This is a genomic window from Arenibacter certesii DSM 19833 (assembly GCF_000429545.1).
In the GTDB taxonomy this organism is placed as follows: domain Bacteria; phylum Bacteroidota; class Bacteroidia; order Flavobacteriales; family Flavobacteriaceae; genus Arenibacter; species Arenibacter certesii.
Genome location: NZ_AUCB01000023.1, coordinates 53,314 through 74,903, shown reverse-complemented (window position 1 = coordinate 74,903; position 21,590 = coordinate 53,314). Strand labels below are relative to the sequence as shown.

The 21,590-nt window shown below is 37.2% G+C and carries 22 protein-coding genes; 6 read left to right on the top strand and 16 right to left on the bottom strand.

Annotation, left to right across the window (positions count from 1 at the left end):
- Positions 1-122: 122 nt before the first annotated feature.
- The 7 genes from G466_RS0112945 to G466_RS0112910 all read right to left on the bottom strand — a co-directional run bounded on the left by G466_RS0112945 (position 123) and on the right by G466_RS0112910 (position 5,991).
- The gene (locus G466_RS0112945; protein WP_026814055.1) at positions 123-1,130 is read right to left on the bottom strand and encodes a glycosyltransferase family 2 protein; all 1,008 of its coding nucleotides are present in this window, start codon (positions 1,128-1,130) and stop codon (positions 123-125) included.
- Between the two features lie 16 nt (positions 1,131-1,146).
- Entirely contained in the window at positions 1,147-2,247 is a 1,101-nt protein-coding gene (locus G466_RS0112940) for a family 20 glycosylhydrolase (RefSeq protein ID WP_026814054.1), read from the bottom strand.
- A 98-nt stretch (positions 2,248-2,345) separates the two neighbouring features.
- Positions 2,346-3,038, bottom strand: a complete 693-nt coding sequence (locus G466_RS0112935; protein ID WP_026814053.1) for an SGNH/GDSL hydrolase family protein — start codon at positions 3,036-3,038, stop codon at positions 2,346-2,348.
- Between the two features lie 141 nt (positions 3,039-3,179).
- Positions 3,180-3,611 (bottom strand): hypothetical protein, encoded by a 432-nt coding sequence (locus G466_RS0112930; RefSeq protein ID WP_157373874.1) that lies wholly within the window; start codon positions 3,609-3,611, stop codon positions 3,180-3,182.
- Positions 3,612-4,010: 399 nt separating this feature from the next.
- A complete protein-coding gene (locus tag G466_RS0112920) occupies positions 4,011-4,775 on the bottom strand; it encodes a TIGR02757 family protein (RefSeq protein WP_026814051.1) in 765 nt (254 codons plus the stop codon).
- Positions 4,772-5,326 carry a CPBP family intramembrane glutamic endopeptidase gene (locus tag G466_RS0112915; RefSeq protein ID WP_026814050.1) on the bottom strand — a complete coding sequence of 185 codons (555 nt, stop codon included), beginning with the start codon at positions 5,324-5,326 and terminating at the stop codon, positions 4,772-4,774. The genes G466_RS0112920 and G466_RS0112915 overlap by 4 nt, the downstream gene beginning before the upstream one ends.
- Positions 5,327-5,328: 2 nt before the next feature.
- Entirely contained in the window at positions 5,329-5,991 is a 663-nt protein-coding gene (locus G466_RS0112910) for an ABC transporter ATP-binding protein (RefSeq protein WP_026814049.1), read from the bottom strand.
- A 358-nt stretch (positions 5,992-6,349) separates the two neighbouring features.
- On the opposite strand from G466_RS0112910, the gene folE reads away from it, so the two are divergent.
- The 5 genes from folE to G466_RS0112885 all read left to right on the top strand — a co-directional run bounded on the left by folE (position 6,350) and on the right by G466_RS0112885 (position 10,206).
- On the top strand, positions 6,350-6,949 hold the full coding sequence (gene folE, locus G466_RS0112905; RefSeq protein ID WP_026814048.1) for a GTP cyclohydrolase I FolE: 600 nt from the start codon (positions 6,350-6,352) through the stop codon (positions 6,947-6,949).
- An 85-nt stretch (positions 6,950-7,034) separates the two neighbouring features.
- Complete coding sequence (locus G466_RS0112900; protein WP_026814047.1) at positions 7,035-7,328, top strand: hypothetical protein; 294 nt, start codon at positions 7,035-7,037, stop codon at positions 7,326-7,328.
- A gap of 275 nt (positions 7,329-7,603) precedes the next feature.
- Positions 7,604-8,824, top strand: a complete 1,221-nt coding sequence (locus tag G466_RS0112895; RefSeq protein ID WP_026814046.1) for a sulfite oxidase — start codon at positions 7,604-7,606, stop codon at positions 8,822-8,824.
- Positions 8,825-9,307, top strand: a complete 483-nt coding sequence (locus G466_RS0112890) for a hypothetical protein (RefSeq protein ID WP_026814045.1) — start codon at positions 8,825-8,827, stop codon at positions 9,305-9,307.
- A gap of 17 nt (positions 9,308-9,324) precedes the next feature.
- Positions 9,325-10,206: a sterol desaturase family protein gene (locus G466_RS0112885; RefSeq protein WP_034235569.1), complete on the top strand. Its 882-nt coding sequence runs from the start codon at positions 9,325-9,327 to the stop codon at positions 10,204-10,206.
- A gap of 19 nt (positions 10,207-10,225) precedes the next feature.
- Here G466_RS0112885 and G466_RS0112880 read toward each other — a convergent pair whose 3' ends face one another.
- The 8 genes from G466_RS0112880 to G466_RS0112845 form a co-directional block, all read right to left on the bottom strand.
- Positions 10,226-12,487: a TonB-dependent receptor gene (locus G466_RS0112880; RefSeq protein WP_026814043.1), complete on the bottom strand. Its 2,262-nt coding sequence runs from the start codon at positions 12,485-12,487 to the stop codon at positions 10,226-10,228.
- A 397-nt stretch (positions 12,488-12,884) separates the two neighbouring features.
- Positions 12,885-13,214, bottom strand: a complete 330-nt coding sequence (locus G466_RS0112875; RefSeq protein ID WP_026814042.1) for a hypothetical protein — start codon at positions 13,212-13,214, stop codon at positions 12,885-12,887.
- A 51-nt stretch (positions 13,215-13,265) separates the two neighbouring features.
- Complete coding sequence (locus G466_RS0112870; protein WP_026814041.1) at positions 13,266-13,586, bottom strand: DUF6787 family protein; 321 nt, start codon at positions 13,584-13,586, stop codon at positions 13,266-13,268.
- A gap of 32 nt (positions 13,587-13,618) precedes the next feature.
- Complete coding sequence (locus G466_RS0112865; protein ID WP_051315651.1) at positions 13,619-14,077, bottom strand: DUF6146 family protein; 459 nt, start codon at positions 14,075-14,077, stop codon at positions 13,619-13,621.
- A 65-nt stretch (positions 14,078-14,142) separates the two neighbouring features.
- Entirely contained in the window at positions 14,143-14,778 is a 636-nt protein-coding gene (locus G466_RS0112860) for a DUF937 domain-containing protein (RefSeq protein ID WP_026814039.1), read from the bottom strand.
- A 126-nt stretch (positions 14,779-14,904) separates the two neighbouring features.
- Entirely contained in the window at positions 14,905-15,855 is a 951-nt protein-coding gene (locus G466_RS0112855) for a D-2-hydroxyacid dehydrogenase (protein ID WP_026814038.1), read from the bottom strand.
- A gap of 109 nt (positions 15,856-15,964) precedes the next feature.
- Positions 15,965-17,029: a 3-phosphoserine/phosphohydroxythreonine transaminase gene (serC, locus tag G466_RS0112850; protein WP_026814037.1), complete on the bottom strand. Its 1,065-nt coding sequence runs from the start codon at positions 17,027-17,029 to the stop codon at positions 15,965-15,967.
- 105 nt (positions 17,030-17,134) lie between these two features.
- Positions 17,135-18,196: an acyl-CoA reductase gene (locus tag G466_RS0112845; protein WP_026814036.1), complete on the bottom strand. Its 1,062-nt coding sequence runs from the start codon at positions 18,194-18,196 to the stop codon at positions 17,135-17,137.
- An 84-nt stretch (positions 18,197-18,280) separates the two neighbouring features.
- On the opposite strand from G466_RS0112845, the gene G466_RS0112840 reads away from it, so the two are divergent.
- On the top strand, positions 18,281-18,631 hold the full coding sequence (locus tag G466_RS0112840) for a 4Fe-4S dicluster domain-containing protein (protein WP_026814035.1): 351 nt from the start codon (positions 18,281-18,283) through the stop codon (positions 18,629-18,631).
- Positions 18,632-18,749: 118 nt separating this feature from the next.
- Here the strand turns inward: G466_RS0112840 and G466_RS0112835 are convergent, their stop codons facing one another.
- Positions 18,750-21,425, bottom strand: coding sequence for a TonB-dependent receptor (locus G466_RS0112835; protein ID WP_026814034.1), 2,676 nt, complete (start codon positions 21,423-21,425; stop codon positions 18,750-18,752).
- Positions 21,426-21,590 lie beyond the last annotated feature (165 nt).

The window sequence follows — 21,590 nt, the reverse complement described above, 5'->3', positions numbered from 1 at the left end:
TTTAGGAGAAAACTATTAGCGTAGCTAGGAATGGAAGGAGGTGTTACATAGTATAAGGTTAATATGAAATACATCTAGAAAAGAGTATACCTTGATTATTACCTAAGGTACAGTACCAATATTTAACAAAAGAAAAAAAAATCCTGAGCAAAGACCTTGTCTAATTCCGATAAGTAGTCTCGAATAAACTCTTGGGCTTCCTTGTTGGCAACGGATATTATAATCTGTGGGTTTTCTAGATTCTTCAGAAGCCTATAATGCTGCATCGTTTTTCCGTAAATATCTTTGCCAATTTTATTTGAATTATTACAAATCCAGAAGAATTCTACCTGACTATTAATCAGTTTTTTAGAAATTTTTTTTCCTTTCTTTCCTGCACCCCAAACTACGAGTGGTCTGTTCCTATCTTGGTCTAGCTTAAGGAAGTAAGAAATCTTAATGTCTAAGAAGTTATTTTCGGCGTAATGTTCGTGGGTTCTAGAGGTTCGGTGATTATAGTCGCGCCAGAAATGTAAAATTGCTTTGGTTGGTATACATTTTATTCCGTGTTGATAGAAGCGAAAGGCTAGGTCGTAATCCTCTGGGTAGCGGTCTGGTAAAAATGCGCCTACGAGGTCCAGATCGGTTTTATGTACCATCCAGCAGGGAGACGGAATAACACATTCCTTGTATATTTCGGAAAAGTTTGTTCCTGTTTCAATTAATTTATTTAACCACTTTTCGTAACTTTTATAACCGTTTCCAAGCTTTTTTTCCGAGAAATACTTCACCTTTCCCAAGGCAATGTATCCCTTGCCACTTTGTTGTAGGCTTTTAACCATTAATTCCAATCTGTTACTGGCCATAACATCATCAGAATCCATTCTAGTGATTAAGGTCCCAGTAGTCATAGAATAAGCGGTTCTTAGGGCTTCTATTATGCCCTGCCCCTTGTTCTTATGAACTTGGATCCTAGACTCTTTTTGGGCATAGGCTTTAATTATTTGAGCGCTGCTATCGGAAGAATGGTCGTCTATGGCCAATACTTCCCAATTGGGATAGGTTTGATCAATAATAGAATCGATACAAAAGGGCAAGAATGCCTCGGTGTTTTTAAAAGGTATTAGGATGCTTACTTTCTGACCGCTCATGTACTATGCCGCTAAATTATTTGGTAGGCTTTAATGGCGATTCCAATTCATTAATTGCAGCCAACATAGCCTTAAAACAGGCTTCTTGGGTCTTTTGATCGCTTCCCTTTTCTTTTTCTGTATGGTAACTCTTTATAAATTCACTTGCCGATGACCATACCGTTTGCATAACACCCATAAATCGCTCTTTCAATGGGGAAGCAGAATTTAGTTTGAATTGATGCATCATTTCTACTTGAGCTTTTGCTACTTCTGGTGTTCGCCATGGAGAACTAATAACGTTCAATCCTTTAAGGGCAAATAGGGCGGGGGTAGGCACCGCTTTCTCGTAATGCCAATCGCAGATAATAATGGATGTATCAATCATATCAATGGCTCTGGCGGTATTATTCATGCTAGCCTCCCACATACCGATTCCAGAAGTAGCCCCGTCTATTAGTCTATCCCCCCAAATCCAAAGCTGTTTGCCATTTTTCATTAGATGCGCATTAATCTTATTGACTTCATTGGCGAATAAGGCTGCTGGGTCTTTCCCTTTACACCTAGGGCAGTGCGCGTCGGCAATATAAAAAACCTCATCCATTCCCGCATGAAAGGCATCTGCCTCAAAGACTTCCATTATTTCATCCATCAAATCAAAGACAACATTATGGACCTCTGGATGTAATGGGCAGTAGCTCTTGCAGTATAAGTCATCTTGATTAGGCCATTCGTAATTCTTTGGCAGATTTACATGTGGTGTTTCATCAAATTCTGGATAAACTTCCAATAGCTTTGAGTTTTGCTCTGCCCAACTTTGGTGTCCCAATAAGTTTACTTGTGGAATTAATTTGATTTCATGCTTCTTAGCTGCAGCAACCAGTTGCTTTACCTGACTTCTAGACAAAGGAGCCTTGCCTCTTAGTTCTGGTCTAGATTCATATGCATAGTTATAATCTACCCTTAAAACCAAGGTATTGATGCCATTTGGACCTAACTCTTCGTCCATAAATTTCACAAATTCATCAACGCCATTAGGCGTCGGTGCAGCAATACAAAGTCCTTTTATTTCAAATAAATCCTGAGCAGATGCTAATGTGGTTGCTAAGAAAAGGAAGGGAATAATGAGCTTTTTCATAGTAATAATAATGGTTTAGGTTGGTGTATTATTATCTTAGGAAAATGAATTTCGATAATTAATTACAATCACTAAAATAATTGACAGGTTATTTTTAATCAATTCAATTTTAACACCTTATGAATTGTTTCTTCAACCATTGGTTCCATAACAGAATAGCCTTCGGCAGTAGGGTGAACTTCGTCTTTTGCATACTTTTTGGGAAGGCCATTTCTTTCATCCGCCATTGCTGAAAAGTAATCTAGATATAAAAATCCGTTATTCACGGCATATTCTTTTAACAACGTGTTTAAAGCAGGTATTTTTTCATTCGGTTTTAACCCAGGTCGCCATGGATAGTCATAGGCGGGTAATACTGAAGAGATAATTACCTTAATTCCGTTAGCTTGTGCTAATTGAGCCATGGATTTAATATTATCTACTATCATTTCTAAAGAAGATGGACCGGTATTACCAGCAATATCATTGGTGCCAGCTAAAATCACCACCACTTTTGGTTGAAGATCTAAAACATCTTGCCTAAACCTAATAAGCATTTGCGGAGTGGTCTGTCCGCTTATACCTCGATTGATATAAGGTTTCCCTTCAAAGAATTCAGGACGAGTGTTCAGCCACCCAATGGTTATGGAGTTCCCCATAAAAACCACTCTATTTTCGTTTTCTGTTGGGGGTGCCAATTTTTTATTTTCCTCTTTAAACTGTTGTAGTCCTGGCCAATCTTGGGCGACGCTGGGAAGGGTAAAAAATAGGGAGAAGGCAAAATAGGCTGCTAATCTAATTGTAGTTTTCATTTACGTAGTATTCGTTAGATAATTTAATTCCAAGTGTTTATAAAAAAAACGTTAATGATTCTAAAAGTAATATAATTAATTCTTGCTTGCAGTTGCAATTTGCAAAGGATTGCTCATAGCTTAAAAAAAAATATCTTTCCGCTAGTTAACGGTATTATTAAACCAATCTTTTTCTTTTTGGTTTAACCTTAAATCCTGAATAATCTTGTCTTTTGTAGGTCTTAATTTTACAAGGTAAAGCATTAAAAATACAGTAATTACCAAATAAAAAATAGTGTTGTTTTTCATATAGGCAAAAATCCCCATAAACGCGGCCCCTTCTAAAAGTGCAAATCGTATAAGGCTCACCTGTAAATATTTGTGTAATTTTTCTTTTAAAGGGCTTTCCTTGTTTATAGAGGTCAGTGACTTACTATATATAAAATCACCTCCGAAATAGGCTAGCAAACCTAATAAGGGTACTAAATAGATAAACAGGTCCTCTTTGACAGCAAAACCGCTTGTAATTTCTCCTTCATGGAGATATACATAGATTCCTATTAAAAGAAGGAATATCACCAATACAGCATGCATTAGCGAAAGGGATGTTATATACCGTTTAGGCTTTAATGATGTATGTGGGGGATTATTCATGGATAAAATAATTGTGAATTTTAAGGTTATGTTACTCCAAGATTTTAGGACTTACGGACTTTATTGGGCAACTTATTTAAAACATAATGATGGAGGATGTATCTCTTAATATTAAAATCGATTAAAAATAAGAAATAATAGCAGTTTAGCCCAAGCGAATGCCATTTTACTCACTTGGTGAGATTTGAATTCCCCGGCGCTTGCCTGCCCGCTCCGATCAAGCGGGCGACGATTTGATGATCTTTGTTTTCCGCACGATGCTCCATAGGCTTGCCATGAGGTAATTGAATAATGATTCAATAGGGTAGTGCGTTTGTTAATTGAATATCTAAGGAAAACCTAGAATTTTTCAAAAACGCCTAAGCCAAACAGGGCGAAATCGTACTTAACTGGATCTAAAGGATCTAACTTGCGCAGTTGGGTATCCAATTCCATCAAGGCTTTTCTATCGTTTTGTTTTCTTCTAACCAATCCCAATTTTCTTGCTACATTCCCTGAATGTACGTCCAAAGGACAAGATAATTGGGAAGGTTTAATGCTTTTCCATATTCCGAAATCTACCCCAGTATCGTTATTTCTTACCATCCATCTTAGAAACATGTTTATTCTTTTTGCCGCTGAACCCTTTAGAGGATCCGAAACATGTTTGGTGGTTCTTGCTTGATGGGGCAATTCAAAAAAAACAGTTTTAAATTGGGAAATGGCGCTTTGCAGCGAATCCAATTCACTATGTTTATGAAAAACACTTTCTAATCCCCCGTGATTTTTATAGATATTGTTTAAGCTGCGAACAAAATATGTTAGATCATTTCCATTAAATGTCCTATGTACAAATTCCTGAAACCTATCAAGGTCATTTTCTTGGTAATTCATAATAAAGTCGTAGGGAGAAGAATCCATCAACTCTATCATTCTTTCAGCATTTTTTATGATGCTCTTTCTGTTACCCCAAGCTATGGTTGCGGTTAGGAATCCACTAATCTCTATATCTTCTTTCTTACTGTATTGATGTGGAATTTGCAGAGGATCGGTAGTCAGAAAATCTGGGTTATTATACTGATAAGATTTAGCATCCAGAAACTCCTTTAGTTCTTTTTTTGTCATTCCAATGGAAAATTTAATAATTTCATTATTACTAGAGGTACTAGTAATACTCCGTTATGAGAGGCATGAAGGAATATAGCCCATTTAAGGCCCATTCTAATACGTATGTACCCTAAAATTGCGCCAAGAATAATTTGGGGAGCCACAACAATAAGGGAAAGAGCATATAATTCATTGGAAAGTTCAAAGTTGGATAGATGTACACCGCCAAAAAGCACTATGGAAGTATAATAAACATATTTAAAATAAGTTTTATCTTTAAACCATGTTAGAGGACCACGAAAGAGGATTTCTTCTAATACGGGAGCCAAAACGGCAACAAAAAAAATAACGGAAAAGGTGGACTTTTCAAGCCATTTTTCACTGGCATGTGTGCCTAAATCAACTCCCGAAATTTCTGTAATTAGACCAAGAAATATACCTGTAGATATCCCAAGGACCAACCCTAATATTAAGAGTTGAAACATAACATTTAGTTTAGTTCCCGTGGAAATATGCCGCCATTGGGCACCATCTGGCGATTTAACAAAACTCCATACTCGTATCAGCATGTTTATTTTGTTATAGAGCCATCTACCATGGTCAGTTTTCTATCTGCCATATTGGCTAGCTCTTCATTATGCGTAACTATCACAAACGTCTGCCCAAATTTATCTCTTAGGTCAAAAAACAGTTTGTGTAGATTATCTGCACTTTCGGAGTCTAGGTTTCCGCTTGGTTCATCGGCAAAAACAATTACAGGGTCGTTTACCAAAGCCCGGGCAACCGCTACACGTTGTTGTTCTCCGCCTGAGAGTTCATTTGGTTTATGTTGCAGCCTATGGGATAAGCCTAAAAAGTTGAGAAGCTCGGTGGCTTTTTTCTCTGCTTCGCTTTTTTTAGTGCCTTTTATAAAAGCAGGAATGCACACATTCTCTAGAGCTGTAAACTCTGGTAAGAGCTGATGAAACTGAAATATAAAACCAATATGGTTGTTCCGAAATTTGGCCAAAGCATTTTCAGAAAGGCGGTTAACCGCTTCCCCATTTATAATAAGATCACTTTCGTTTTTGTTGCTCTGTACATCCAATGTGCCCAAAATCTGCAATAAGGTGGTTTTTCCTGCACCCGAAGGGCCAACGATGGAGATTACCTCACCTTTTTCTATATGGAGCTCCACTTCTTTTAAAACCTGTAGATTTCCGTAGAATTTATTAATGTTCGTTGCTTTGATCATCCTGAGTATATATGGTTCGAAAGTAAACAATCCCGTTAAAAAGGCAAAACACTTGACCTATTCTACGGAATGTTATTTTATAAAAATCAAAATTAGGGTAAATTAGATGGAGTACGTTAAAAAGGTAATAAAAAGAACTTTTACCTGATTTTAGTGAAAAATTTATAATTAGCAGACCAATTTTAAAGTACTTGTATTAGGTTAGGGCTAAAATGATGTTCATGATATCTATAGATTTTTGTGACAATTTTAGCTTATCTAAACACTTGTAAAAAAGAAATACTAATTTCGTAGATTATGCGACTCAAAATATGGAAAGCATAGCAGTTTTTTTATAATAAATAAGATAAATAAAGGTATGACATCATATAAAAACTTAGAAGAATATAACTTAGAGATTACCGACGAGGTAAAAACGAGATATAGGTCTATAATTAATGAAATTGGAGAAGACGTAGACAGGGAAGGCCTTTTGAAAACGCCAGAAAGAGCTGCAAAGGCAATGCTTTTTTTAACACAAGGATATAAGCAAGATGCCGTTGAAATTTTGGAGGGAGCGTTGTTCAAAGAGTCTTATGATGACATGGTAATTATAAAGGATATAGAGTTATACTCCTTGTGTGAGCACCATATGTTACCCTTTTTTGGGAAAGCCCATATTGCATACATTCCAGATGGTCAAATTGTAGGTTTAAGTAAAATTCCAAGAGTAGTAGATGTTTTTGCCAGACGTTTGCAGGTGCAAGAAAGACTTACGCATGATATTCTTGAGTGTTTAAACAACACTCTTAAACCAAAAGGAGTAGCAGTTGTAATAGAGGCATCGCATATGTGTATGATGATGAGGGGAGTTCAAAAACAGAACTCCGTTACTACAACTTCCGGATTTCGGGGACAATTCGAGAAAATAGAAACAAGAAGCGAATTTTTAAAATTAATTAGTTCAGACCTATCTTAAGCAGGGTATTTTAATCATTTTAATTTTGGCATATTAATTGATTTTATCTGGCGTATAATTTTAACCACTATATATGTCGATTTCAATGAATAATAAAAATAAAAATCTTTTACTCGGAATATTGTTTGATGCTATAGGGATGATTTCCTTTGTAATTCCTGGGATAGGGGAGTTTTCAGATATTATTTGGGCGCCAATTGCCGGATGGCTAATGACTAGAATGTATAAAGGTAGTATGGGTAGGGCGGCAGCTGTGGTCGCATTTATTGAAGAATTGTCTCCAGGGTTAGATTTTATCCCCTCATTCACCCTAATGTGGTGCTATACCTATTTAATTAAACCTTCCAAAATAGAGGATTTTATCCATTCTAAAAGGTAGATAAAATTTTTTGTTGATAGATTTAGACCGGTACTTCACGGTACGCACAGGTGCAAGGATATGATCCAAAACATGTCCTAAAATTTAGTTATTGGCTGGACGTATGTTTATATTATTCTCTACTTTTACAAAGAATGAGGAAAAGGTAGAAATGAGGGGCAGTAATTAGTGAAAATCACCTACAGTTTGGTAGCGTTATTTTAATTTTTAGTCTTACCTATAAGATCTTTCCTTTAGTATTGAATCACCTTTTTTATGCTATTTAATCAATATTTATGAAGAGAAGACATTTTGTGAAAAGAACGGCTTTAGGATCTTTAGCCGGGCTATTAGGTGCAGAAATTGTTTTTGGGGCAAATATGCCCGATAATTATGATCTATTGGGATTGCAAGACCCGGATCCATTTAAATTGTTTGGAAAGGACAAGGAAATGTTGGTACTTAACAGCAAGCCTTGGAATATGGAGGCAATGGCGCATCTTTTGGATGATAAGGTAACTCCCAACCCATATATATTTGTGCGTAATAATGGTAAGGTGCCTGAAGATATAGATGAAAAAGAATGGACCATTACTTTTGACGGGGAGTCTGTAAAGGAAAAGAAAACCTTCACCTTAGAGGAGTTAAAGTCCAAGTTTAAGCACTACACCTATCAACTTACCTTAGAATGTGGGGGCAATGGCAGAAAGGAATTTGACCCTCCAGCAAAAGGGAATCAATGGGATATTGGTGCAGTGTATTGTGCAAATTGGACTGGAGTTAGGTTAGGCGATGTTTTGGATTATGTTGGTATAAAAAGTGATGCGGTATATATAGGTTATCATGCCATTGACAAACATCTAAGCGGCGATCCTACAAAGGAACCAATTTCTAGAGGAGTACCCATATCAAAAGCCTATATGGAGGAGACCTTATTAGCGTTCCAGATGAATGGTGAAGATATTCCGTTGGTACACGGTTTTCCGCTACGATTGGTTTGCGGAGGATGGCCTGCATCTACCTCTGGTAAGTGGGTGAATAGAATTAGCGTACGTAACAAGGTGCACGATGGAGAGAAAATGACAGGTTCATCCTATAAAGTGCCTTGTCATCCAGTTGCTGCAGGGGAAGAAGTGAAAGATGAGAATATGTGCATTATTGAGTCTATGCCGGTTAAATCTTTGATTACCTATCCCAAATCTGGGGCACAATTGGCCAAAGGTAAAAAACTGAATATAAGGGGACATGCCTGGGCAGGAGAACTAGAAGTATCCAAGGTATATTATTCAATTGATTTTGGTGTAACCTGGTCTGAATGTACTTTAGAAAAACCGGCTAATAGATTAGCTTGGCAACGCTTTAAGGCGAGTATAGACTTTCCTAAGGCCGGTTATTATGAGGTATGGGCACGTGCCGTAGATGCAAATGGTGAAAGTCAGCCTATGCTAGTTCCTGGGTGGAATCCTAAGGGATATTTAAACAATGCATGCCATAGGATTGCTGTTAAAATTGTATAAATGAAGAGGCAAGAAAATTTTAAAAATCAAGTAAGGTCCATATACAAAGTGCTCGTGGTGTCCTTAATAATGGTATTTCTTATAGGGATATTGGGAATTATATATATGGTGTCACCTTCCTCATTTTCTTTCAAATCGGATCGTCCAGATACGAAGATGATAACCGTGACAGAGGAAGAGGATGATTGGGATAAGGTAGAAAACGGTGTGCATTTAAGAACGGGATTGAAAGAAGCCGATGGACTTATGGCAGTGGTAAATAATTGTACAAATTGTCACTCCGCGCAATTAGTGATCCAAAATCGCATGAGTCGGGAAAGATGGGTAGAAACCATTAGATGGATGCAAGAAACGCAGAATTTATGGGACCTTGGCAATAATGAAGAGGTAATACTGGATTATTTGGTCACCAATTATCCGTTATTAAAAAAGGGCAGGAGAGAGAATCTCACGGATATAGAGTGGTATACTCTTAATGAATGATAGTTAAGTAATAGGAAATGTTTTTCGAAAAATATATAAATGCCTTCACCTCCTCATTTTTCGGGATGGTAAATTGGACTTGGAGGTCTATTACGTTTGATGTTCCATGGTATACCAATTACTTTTGGGGCCTTATTATAATTTCGTTAATTGTTTGGAGCTTGGAGATTTTATTTCCTTGGAGGAAAAGTCAGTCTATTTTTAGAAAGGATTTTTGGTTGGACGGATTTTATATGTTCTTCAACTTCTTCATTTTCGCAATTGTAATTAGCGGGTTTTATAAGGTTTTGGAAGTATTCTTTAATGATATTGGGGTAAAACAGCGTAGTTTAACTCTTTTAGATATGTCTGCATACCCCAACTGGTTGCAGCTGTTGATCTTTTTTATAGTGTTAGATTTTGTACAGTGGTTCACTCATTTGCTACTTCATAAATATCCTTTTTTATGGAAGTTCCATCAAATTCACCACAGTGTAAAGGAGATGGGGTTTGCTGCGCACTTACGATTTCATTGGATGGAAAACGTATTATATAAGCCCTTAAAAACTTTTGGAGTAATGGTTTTAGGAGGGTTTGAGCCGGAGCAAGCCTTTATGGTACATTTCTTCGCCATTACTATTGGTCACCTTAATCACGCTAACATTAAAATAACTTATGGGCCTCTAAAATATTTTTTAAACAATCCTGTAATGCATTTATATCATCACGCATACGAGCTACCTGAAGGAAAAGATGGAATAAACTATGGGATAAGTCTTAGTTTGTGGGATTATATCTTTAGGACCAATTATATTCCTGAAGAAAGTGGAAAACTAAAATTGGGTTTTGAGGGAGACGAGGATATTCCTAAGTCATTCTTTAAACAATTAACCTATGGCCTAAGAAAACCTAGGCCATAGGTAATTAATACCTTGCTAATTAAAGTAGAATCGTAGCCCCTAGGGTAATAGATCTTCCCATATTAAAAATACCATCGGTTTTTAATCGAGATAGATGAGCAATGTATTGTTTGTCTAATAGGTTGTTTGCGCTAAAGTTAAATTTTATGATTTGATTCATAAGTGTTAATTCTCCACTAAAGCCTGCATCCAAAAGGGAATAAGCGGGTGATATGGTCTCATTTTCGCTTATTTTACCTTGTTTAAAGATATTATTCAGCGTTATAAAGGCATTGGATTTTGACCACCAACCGTCTTTTCTCAAAAATTCTACCCTGAATGTATTTGTAAGTTTATTAGCAGGAATTAATGGTAGCGGTTCACCCTTGTCCAATTCTCCAAATACGGTTTGATAGCTACTTTCTAAATGTAACCAATCATAGGGATGGGGGTGTAAATGGAATCCAATTTCCCCTCCGTATAGGGTCGCATCTTGCTGAAGGTATCTATAAACGGATTTATCATTGATAAAGGTTCCATCCGGAGCGATGAAGATGTAATTTCTAACGCTATTGTGAAATCCGTTTATAAAAAATTCCACGTGCTCATTTTTAAACTCCAAGGCCAGATCTAGTTGAATATTCTGTTCATTTTTTAAATCTGCAATTCCTATTTCAAATCTGTTTGCTCCAGCATGGCCACCGTAGGAGGTAAGTTCAGCCAGGTTGGGTGCCCTAAACCCAGTTGCTATATTAAAGCGTCCTGTGAACGCTTCAGAAAAGTTATTTTTGTAACCAAATGCACCGTTAAAACTGTTGAATTTTTGGTTCAATTCGGCAATATATCCTTCTTCTCCCACTATTCCATAGGGGGTTCCAACGATTTTTCTATGATCATACCGTAATCCTAATTGAAAATCGTTGTTTTCATTTAGGTGAAAATGGGTAGTTCCCAAAATGCCAATATCTTGGGTTGTTGCATCCGGAATTAAGGCTTCTTCTCCATAATTTTTGTTGGACTGATGTATCCCTTGTACCCCTAAAACGGTTTCAAATTTTTCCCACTTGGGAAGTTGGTATAAGATATTATAACTAAAGGTCTGAAGCTTCATATCCAAAGCTGTTTCATCATGCCCTTCTTCGTCGCCATGATCTGCCTCACCGTCATGATGGTGGTGTTCTTCAAATTCCTTTCTATCATTGCCAACATAACCAAGAGTAACATCTAAACTAGCATTTTCAAAGAAGATCTTAGTTTTAGAACTTAATATATGGTTATTTATCTTTTGATATGGCAATTCTGGGGTTCTAGAAGTTGTTTGGACGTCAATAGACTCAGGTATCCCTAGGTTAGATTGGTTGTAGTTGTATCTCATTTCAGTGGTGAAAACGGTGTTTTGATACCCCACACCCAATTTTAGGTCTTTCTCGTTAAATCTAGAATTAGTAACTCTTTTTCCATCGCCTCCAGTATAATCTATATGATTATTGGTAGCAACCCTAGCCAAGAACCTGAGGTTCTCTCCAGACGATCTAATTCCAGCATCACTAGAAATTCCCCTAGTGTTAGTATTATAACTTAGATTTACATCGCCTTCTATAGAATGGGCGCTAGCAAACCGTTCTGGATTTAAATACAATACGCCTCCCATAGCATCAGATCCATAGAGTAGGGAAGCGGGACCTTTAATCACTTCTACGCTCTCTATACCTGCTTCGTTAACCCCTAGTCCATGTTCTGCCCCAAACTGTTGATTTTCTAATCGTATTCCCTGGGTGTATACCAAAACTCTATTAGAGGTTAAACCTCTAATAGCAGGTTTTCCTATGCCCACTCCTGTAGAGACTACATCTACGCCAGGAATTTTTCCAATGCCTTCTACCAAAGTAGGTGCTCCCGTAGATTTTAAGGCTGCTACTCGAGCATATTCTACTTTCATCACATTATCGCGCTGTAATTTGTGAAAAGGAGTAGACACGATAACTTCGTCCATTTCTATAGCGCTAGGTGCGAGATTTATATTTAGATTATTCTCTCCTTGTTGGATAACAATATTCTGACTAAAGCTCTGAAAGCCAATGTAAGAAGCTACCACTTTATAATTCCCTAAGGGTAAATTTCCTATTTTAAATTCCCCATTTTCATTTGTAACACCTCCTTTTTGTAAATCTGGGAAATAAATGGAAACCTGCTCCAAAGGTAGGTTGGTGGACTTCTCAGTAATTTTTCCCATAAGGGAATTCTGGGACTGTGTGGTAAAGACTGCCATAGCACAAAGGAATGACAATAGTAGTTTTTTCATTAGTTGAAATAATTATGGATAAAGAATAATCATTTATTATTTGAAAAGAAAATCAGATTAATAAATATGATTTAAAGCTAATACGGTATGCTTCCCTTTTTTGAAAGGTAGTTTCAAAACGTATAAATGTTTCTTTTGTTAGTGTGTTTTAATTCTCTAGATTAAAAATGCTCTTGCATCCCTAAAAAGCTAAGCTTAATAAACCGCCTAAATAAAGTGCATCCCAATCAACTGCCATATCTAACTGTAGATAAAATGTTTTTATTAGTAACATTTCGTCGCAACTAGCGAATTTATATGGAGTAGGGAGATTGCTATATAGATTGTAATCAATCCATAAAAATTGCTTTATTTTGGGTTGTTTGATCGCAGTGAATTTAGATATGCGAAAAGCATATTATACTACGGAGGGTGGTCCCCTTAGGGAGAAGTGCAGTTTTTGATATTTGCTTAAAAACTGATAGTAATCAGCAATTTTCATCGCTTTAGTTTTCCAGATAGGATTATCTAGCCCTTTAAATTCCGGGAAAATAAAGTGTGATATATTGTATTTATGAAATTCACATTCCAATTCAACCTCATGAACATGCAATTTGCCTTTTTCCTTACAAACAAAAGTGTGGTGCTCAAGCATGGCATGTTTGGCTTTTATACTGCCAGGCAGAGCAAATAAGACCACCATAAGTATGGATAGTAAGGGCAAGATATGTTCTCGAATTGAAATCACAGTTCAAATCTATCCCTATAGATGGACAAGGGCTGTTAAGAAAAGTATAATTTATTTAAATATGAAGCCCAACCCCATTCTGCTTAGCATCTTTTTTTCAAATTCCCAGAAAAACTTAAACTGACCAAAGAGCCAACCGTAGATGACGAGAAGTATTTGGTAGAAAGGAAAAATCAATAGAATTCTAAATAGTAGATAGACAAGTCCTCCCCAAATAAAATCTGGAGAAAAGCTATCGCGGTGTAAACCTATAAAATTAAGGAATGGCTTAGCTATAAAAACCGCAGAGGAGCCAGTAATAGAAAAAACCACAAAAATTATGGCCAATTGAAAATTAGAGGATACTCCCCATCGTTCTTTTAACTTCTTCATACATTACAAAAATCGATGGCAAATATAAGTTTTTAAATGCGGGGAACAAAGGGGCCAAGACGCTGATTGTATTTCCGCTGAAAATAAATAAAGTAGTTAAACAGTTTATAATTTACCTCATAGCCATAGTCAATGTGGGGGCTATAATCTATATGTAGTTCGTATAGGCTTGGATTGTAGGTAAAAGGCTGAGATACTCTGATATTCCATTCGGATACATAGATTTGATTCCTATTTTCCAAATAAGATTGGGAATAATAACCTTCAGGCTTCGCTACGCTTTGCAGCCAAAAATCGAATCCTGGTTCAATTATGATTATCTCGTATTCGGTTTCTTCATTTGCAATAGTTATGGTATCTCCTTCTGTTTTCGTAAAGGCTATTTTCTCTTCTTCAGATACCGCAATGGTCTGTTTAGTACCCCCGCATCCAATGATGTAAACGGAGAACAATGTAATGGATAATACGATAAAAACAGACCTCTTTCTCATACCCTTAAGATACAAAAAGCCATTTGTGATTACAAATGGCTTTGCTTAAAATAAATGTAAATTTTTTATTTACCGAAGAGTCCACCTAGCATTCCGCCAAGTCCACCTTTCTTTTTATTACCGCCCATTACCATACCGGCAACATCGTCTAAAACACTACCATCCCCATCTGCATCCAATAAGGTGGTAATTAAGCTTTGATTTTGTTGTGGCTGTCCGCCTAACAAGTTCCCTAATAAGCTATTTAAGCCACCGGCATCATTAACATTATTTTGGGCTTTTTGTTTTCCAAGATAGGCCATTACCAATGGTGCTGCTATTTTTAAAATTTGTGCCACCGATCCAGCATCCAAACCTGATTTTTGACTTATGGCACTTTCTACAGCAGCCTGTTTGCCTCCAAAAACGTGACTAAGGATTCCTTCTCCATCTTTGACTACAGTTTCATCTACACCTCCACTAAATAGTCCGCTTAAGTTATTTAACATACTTCCGTCGTGCTTGTTAGAGGATAGAGCACTTAAAAGTCCGGCTGCACCTTGTGGGGAGGAAGCGTTCTTTTTCATACCGCCCAAGAGAAGTGGCATAGCCATGCTTAAAACATCTGCTGTTTTGTTTTCTGGCTGTCCAGTTTGACTGGCAACACCACTAATCAGTTGCTTGCCCATAGGGCTGTTTAAGAGATCCAATAATCCTGACATATTATAATTATTTATTTTGTTTAGAAAATTTAATTATCACAAGTTACAAAAATTCAACATAGATGTAGCGTCTTACTTAACATAAACCATCCTGTTATTCCAATTACTTTGTTTGTAAAAATAATATTAGTTGTACAGCGCAATTATTTGGGTAGCCAATTCCTGACCTATACGGTCTTGTGCCTCAGAGGTTGCAGCGCCTATATGCGGGGTTAGGGATATGTCCGGATGCATCAATATTCTTATTTCTGGCATAGGTTCGGATTCAAAAACATCTAAACCGGCAAAAGAAACCTTTCGACTTTCCAAAGCATTAACCAAGGCAACCTCGTCTAACACACCTCCTCGGGCAGCATTAACGATTCCCACTCCATTTTTCATCATTTCAAATTCTTTTTCGCCAATGAGATATGATTTTTGGGCAGGAACATGCAGGCTTATAAAATCTGATTCCTTAAGTAAGTGTTCCAATGTAGTTCCATCAAGATCAAAGGACATAGATCTGTGATCAAAAAAGGATATCGTAACAGTTGCTTTGTCCAATTTGGGATCTACAAACAATACTTTCATTCCCAATCCTAAGGCAATTTTAGCCGTTTCTATACCTATTCTCCCAAATCCGATTATCCCTATGGTTTTGTTGCGCAATTCAATACCGTTGGAATACGCTTTTTTCAATTTACTAAAGTTGCTATCCCCTTCTAAGGGCATGTTCCTATTGGCATCGTGTAAAAAACGAACTCCGCTGAATAAATGGGCAAAAACAAGTTCTGCAACGGAAGAGGAGGAAGCTGCTGGGGTATTGATTACATGCAATCCTTTAGATTTGGCATATTCTACTTCAATATTGTCCATGCCTACCCCCCCACGGCCAATAATCTTTAGACTTGGGCATTTATCTACAACTTCTTTTGTTACTTGTGTTGCACTCCTAACTAAAAGAATGGTAACCTTATTATCATTTATGTAGGGAATAAGCTGTTCTTGTGCCACACGGATAGACATCACTTCAAAACCAGCTTTTTCTAATTCTTTTTTTCCGCTTTCTGATATTCCGTCGTTTGCTAATACTTTCATTTTTTTTGCAATCTTGTTGTACCTCTCCAGTTCAGGGGAGGGCTTGTTATAAGGTGTGTTTTTTGTTGGTTCTTACTATCTCTGCTAGCAGACTTATAAGATAGAATGGTTATCCTTTTCTTTCTAGTTCACTCATAACATCTACAAGGGTGCCAACGCTATCCAATGATAGTGCATTGTACATAGAGGCCCTATATCCGCCAATGGATCTGTGTCCGTGAATGCCATTGATTCCGGCTTCCTTGCACATCTCATCAAAAACCCCCTTAAGCTTTTCCTCTGTTAAGGTAAAGGTGGCGTTCATAATGGAGCGATCTTCCTTTTGGGCATAACCTCGGAAAAGGGGGTTTAAGTCGATTTCTGAATAAAGTAGTCGAGCCTTTTTCTCGTTTACTTCTTCAATAGCTGCAATTCCTCCTAAGTTTTTCAACCACTCTAAGGTTAACATAGATACGTATACCGGAAAAACAGCTGGTGTGTTAAACATGCTTTCTTTTTCTATATGTACCTTATAATTTAGCATAGACGGAATCGTTCTAGAAACTTTACCTAAGATATCTTCTTTTATGACCACTAAGGTTGTTCCCGCAGGACCCATGTTTTTTTGTGCCCCCGCATAGATTAAATCGAACTGAGAAAAATCGAGTTGCCTAGAGAATATATCAGAACTCATATCGCATACTAGGGGAGTTGTAGTTTTTGGAAAGTCTTTAATCTGGGTTCCAAAAATGGTATTATTTGAGGTTAAGTGCAGATAGTCTAGATCAGTAGGAACACTATATCCTTTTGGAATATAATTATAATTTTTGTCTTTAGAAGATCCAACTTCAACAACTTCCCCAAAAATCCTTGCCTCCTTAATGGCTTTATCCGCCCAAGTACCGGTATTAAGATAACCTGCTTTTTTTTCTAAAAGGTTGTAGGCAACCATTAAAAACTCCATGCTGGCACCCCCCTGTAGAAACAATGCCTGATATCCTTTATCTTGCAGGTCCAGCAACTCTAGAGACAAAGAACGGGCCTTATCCATCACCGCTACAAAATCTTTGCTTCTGTGTGAAATCTCTATTAAAGATAGTCCAAGACCATTAAAATCCAGAACAGCTTCCGATGCTTTTTTCATTACTTCTTGAGGAAGAATGCAAGGTCCGGCACTAAAATTATGTTTTTTCATTTTTTATATTTTTCTATTATACTATTGTAATTGTACCTAAAATTAAGTGTGCTTAAAGGTCATAAATATTTTAAATGGAAACTATAGATATGTGTAAATGTTCTATTATAATTTCAACAGAAATTCTACCGTATCCATATTATCCGCATAATCAGTTAAAGATGGTCTTTGTGTTTGTCCAAAAGGAATTTCATCTGTAGTAAATCCATCCGCAACTATACACTGTAATTTGTCAGTATCATTTTCTAATGTAACCTTCAATTCTGCCAAAGAATTGTATTTTTCGTAGAATAAGGTTGCTATAGGGGAGGCGTAACTAGTATCTTCCTTAAGCATTAGAAAGCCATTTTCTAATATAGGGAACAAACTCATTAAATATACAGCTTTATTGTAATCGTAATTATTGGCATACTTTGCATGCTCCACTATATTATTGTAAGGATAAATTGCCTTGAAAAACAAATCGAAATTATAGTCTTTAGGTACAAATATTTTAGAAACACTTCTACATCCAAGACCATAATATCTAAAAATGTCCTCTCCCAAGGCTTGTAATTGTGCTTCTGTTTCACGTCCTGTAAGTACAGCTACAGAATTACGGTTTCTACGTATTATGTTGGGTTTTTTTCCAAAATAATGTTCAAAATAACGAGAAGTATTATCACTCCCAGTAGCGATTACAGCATCAAAATTTTCTAGCTTACCATCAGCAAATTCTATTGCATCCTTCAGGCTGGGTTCAACTTCTATTAAATAACTACAAATAAATGGCAATAATATCTTGTCATTGGAAGAGAGTTTCATAATTATGTTGTTCCCAGTTATAAGGGTGCTCAAAAAATCATGAAACCCAACTAAAGGAATATTTCCGGCCATAATAACAGCCACTGATTTAGCGGAGTTATTTCCAGGATCGTAAGGAGACAGCCAGTTGTTTAATTCTGTATGCTCTAGCAGTTCTCCCCAAGTTTTAATACTAAAGAGAATATTATCTGGTGTAAACCATCCATTCTTATGTCCAGCAAGGGTAATTGTTTCATCAAATGCTTTAAACCAGGGATTAGAATTTAAGTCTAATTGGGGGTTATTTTTAGCATATTCGTAGTATTCTTTGAAAAAAATGCCCAGCTTAACCAAAGCATTTAATCTTATTGAGTGCTTAGTCATTATATTTGTAAAAGATTTTATAAGGCTTTATATTTGTGCAAAAGTATTGATCCTGATTTAATTCAGCATATAAAAGAATAGAAAATGGCAATTATAATAACAGATGAGTGTATAAATTGTGGCGCATGTGAACCAGAATGTCCGAATAACGCAATTTATGAGGGGGCAGATGACTGGCGCTATAGTGACGGTACCCTGTTAAAGGGTAGGGTTAAATTGCCAAATGGCAAAGAAGTGGATGCCGACGAATCTCAGGAGCCAGTTAGTGATGAAGTGTACTATATAGTCCCGGACAAATGTACTGAGTGTAAAGGCTTCCATGACGAGCCTCAGTGTGCTGCGGTTTGTCCAGTAGATTGTTGTGTGCCAGATGATGAACACGTAGAAACAGAAGAGGAATTGCTTGGTAAACAAAGATTTATGCACCCAGATTAGGGAGGTTGCCTATTTTGAACATACTGTAAAAGTATATTAAAAGCACTTAATGCTTGTAAGTTAAAAGACCTGTACATTTAAAATGGACAGGTCTTTTTCAATTTATAAGTATAAGTTACTAAAAACTAAATCCTAGTTTAGCATAGTAATAGGCACCTCCAAAGCCCATTTGTACTGAATCCCAGTACCCTCCGCCTTCTACCCAATCGTCTTGTTGGTCAGGATATATATTGAAAAGATTATTGGAGCCAATATTTAGTTTTAAGTTTTCTGACAATTGATATCCAAAGACGAGATCTGTCACCAATTTAGGATCATAGGTATCGGTTGATTGGTTTATTTTATCCTCAAAGCTCGCATAATCCGAAGTGGGCTCTAGCATTTGGTAATCCAAAAGTTCTACCTTACTAAAGTGAGTAAATGCCAAACCTGCATCAAATTTGTTTTTACTGTAGTTCATATTCAAGGTAAGCTTGCTTTTGGGAGCGGAAGCCAATAGGAATCCCTTATCTCTTTCACCAAAAAATGTCTCGGCATCTAGACTGCCATTATTCACCTTGTCTATTTTCATATCATTTATATTTCCAATAAAGGCAGCAGATAACCTGCTGTCATTGATGGTTTTTCTCCAAGATAAAACAATGTCCAAACCTGTAGTTTTGGTATCCACTCCATTAACGAAGAACTGAGCAGCTTCTACGTTGGGAATCTGTGGCGCATCAAAATTTCCTGTTAGTACAATACGATCGTCTACTTTAATATAATACCCATCTACGGTGGCGGTAAAATCTCCGAAGCTTGCTGTGAAGCCTAGTCCTGCGTTAAGCGCTTTCTCCTCTTTTAATTGGCCAATGCCAAAAGAGGCAGTAACTGGGCTGTTGTTTGGGGATAGTAATTGATCTACGGCATCACCACCTATAAAATTGGTGAAGCGAAGATTATAATAAATCTGGGCAAGGGAAGGAGCTCTAAAGCCGGTACTTACCGAACCTCTAATATTTACATTGTTAGATGCTTTTAGTCGAGCTGCCAGTTTCCCATTCAAAGTGCTGCCAAAATCGCTAAAATTCTCAAATCTGGCTGCGGCACTTAGAAGGAAAGACTCTGTAAATTCAAACTCGCCATCTGCGTACAGAGAAAAGTTACTCCTTCCACGGTCTACCTCGTTAGCGGGTCCATAACCAGGAAATCCTTGAGAACCTCCAGGGCGTAGTTCCCCGCTTATGGGATCTGTGGGTTGGGTTTGGTTAGAGGGATCGGTAATCAGTAGTCCATTTACATCATAGGTTCCCCAGGTACCTTCCTCTCCGGCAAATATGATAAAGTTTTCAGTCCTGTATTCTGCACCGAAAGCTAGGTTCATTCCCTCTAAAATATCGTCATAATACTTTGAGAAATCTAAATTCAACGTATTTTGCATCAAATTATGTCCGCCAGCATCAAAATCGGTGGGAGAAACCTCTTCCAAAGAAGCATTTAAGGTTCCTTTTATATAATAATGAAAACTATTCATCCCATAAGTATTACTGAAATCTAGTTTCCATCCGCTATCCAAAACGGTCCTAAAACCTGCGGAAAGTGAATTATCTACAATATTAGAGGTTATTCTAGGGTTAAATCCGTTGGGATAAATGGATGGAATTACTCTATTTCCATCATTTCTAGTAAATGCAAAAGCATCTGTATCTCGGTAATTTCTACCCCCAAAAACATAAAATTCAGCCGTTTCTGAAAGGGGAACGGAGGCATTCACCATGAGGTTGAAGCCTTCTATGGCAGCCTCTCCAAATCCTCTTCTAAAATCGAACCCTGGTCTTAAGGTCTTATTCTTCTTAACATACTCTGTTGTAACGTTTATAAATCCACCGTTATTTCCAATGGCGGCACCGAAATTAACTCCTGCTTTAACAGAACCACCGTCTACACTTTTATCGCTCCCTATTGCATTTCCATCCTTATCGGTGTCCAGTCTATTGCCATCTGTATTTGGGGTTCCCGCAGGAAAATCACCTGGCGCATTGGTGTTGTAGGCACCATAATTAATAAAACCGTTTACCTTGTCTGTATTGTCTTTTAGGACGATATTTATTACTCCGGCTATGGCATCAGAGCCATATTGTGCTGCTGCTCCATCCCGTAATATTTCAATTCTTTTTATGGCGGAAGCGGGGATTGCGTTTAAATCGGTACCTGTATTTCCTCGCCCTTTGGTGCCAAATATATTCACTAAGGAGGATTGATGTCTTCTTTTCCCATTTATGAGGACTAGGGTCTGATCTGGCCCCAAACCCCTTAAGGTAGCTGGATCTATATGATCTGCGCCATCAGAACCGGATTGTTTGTTGGCGTTAAATGAGGGGGCTGCATATTGCAGAAGTTCATTAACTTCTATCCGTCCACTTTGGGTAGTAATCTCTACAATGTCTATTACATCCACAGGTACCGCCGTGTCGGTAGAAGTTCTTTTAGGGCTTCTGGAACCTACTAATTGCACTTCGTCTAATAACATCCCTTCGGTCAAGGAAATATTAATAGTCTCTCTGCCAGAAACTGCTTCCTCTGTAGTGTTATATCCTATATAGCTGAAGACCAGAGTTGCATTGTCAAATACAGAAATCTGATAGTTTCCATCAAAATCCGTCGATGAGCCATTTGATGTTCCTTTCTCTACAATATTCACTCCAACTAATGGGAGGCCATCTTGATCAGTAACCTTTCCCGCTATCGATGTTTGGGCGTTTATAAAGGAAAAACTGAGTAGAGTAAGCAGTGTCAAAAATCCAAGTGGTTTCATAGTGGTTGATTTTTTAAGGTTTTATTAAATGTACTGAATTTATTTTGCACATAATTTATAATCGATAAAATAGATAAAGGAAGGCTTAGAAATAGTATCTTTGCCGCTGTTTAAAAAGCTTATGGGGAAAGCTGAACTGCTTTCCTTCTACTTTATAATTTATTA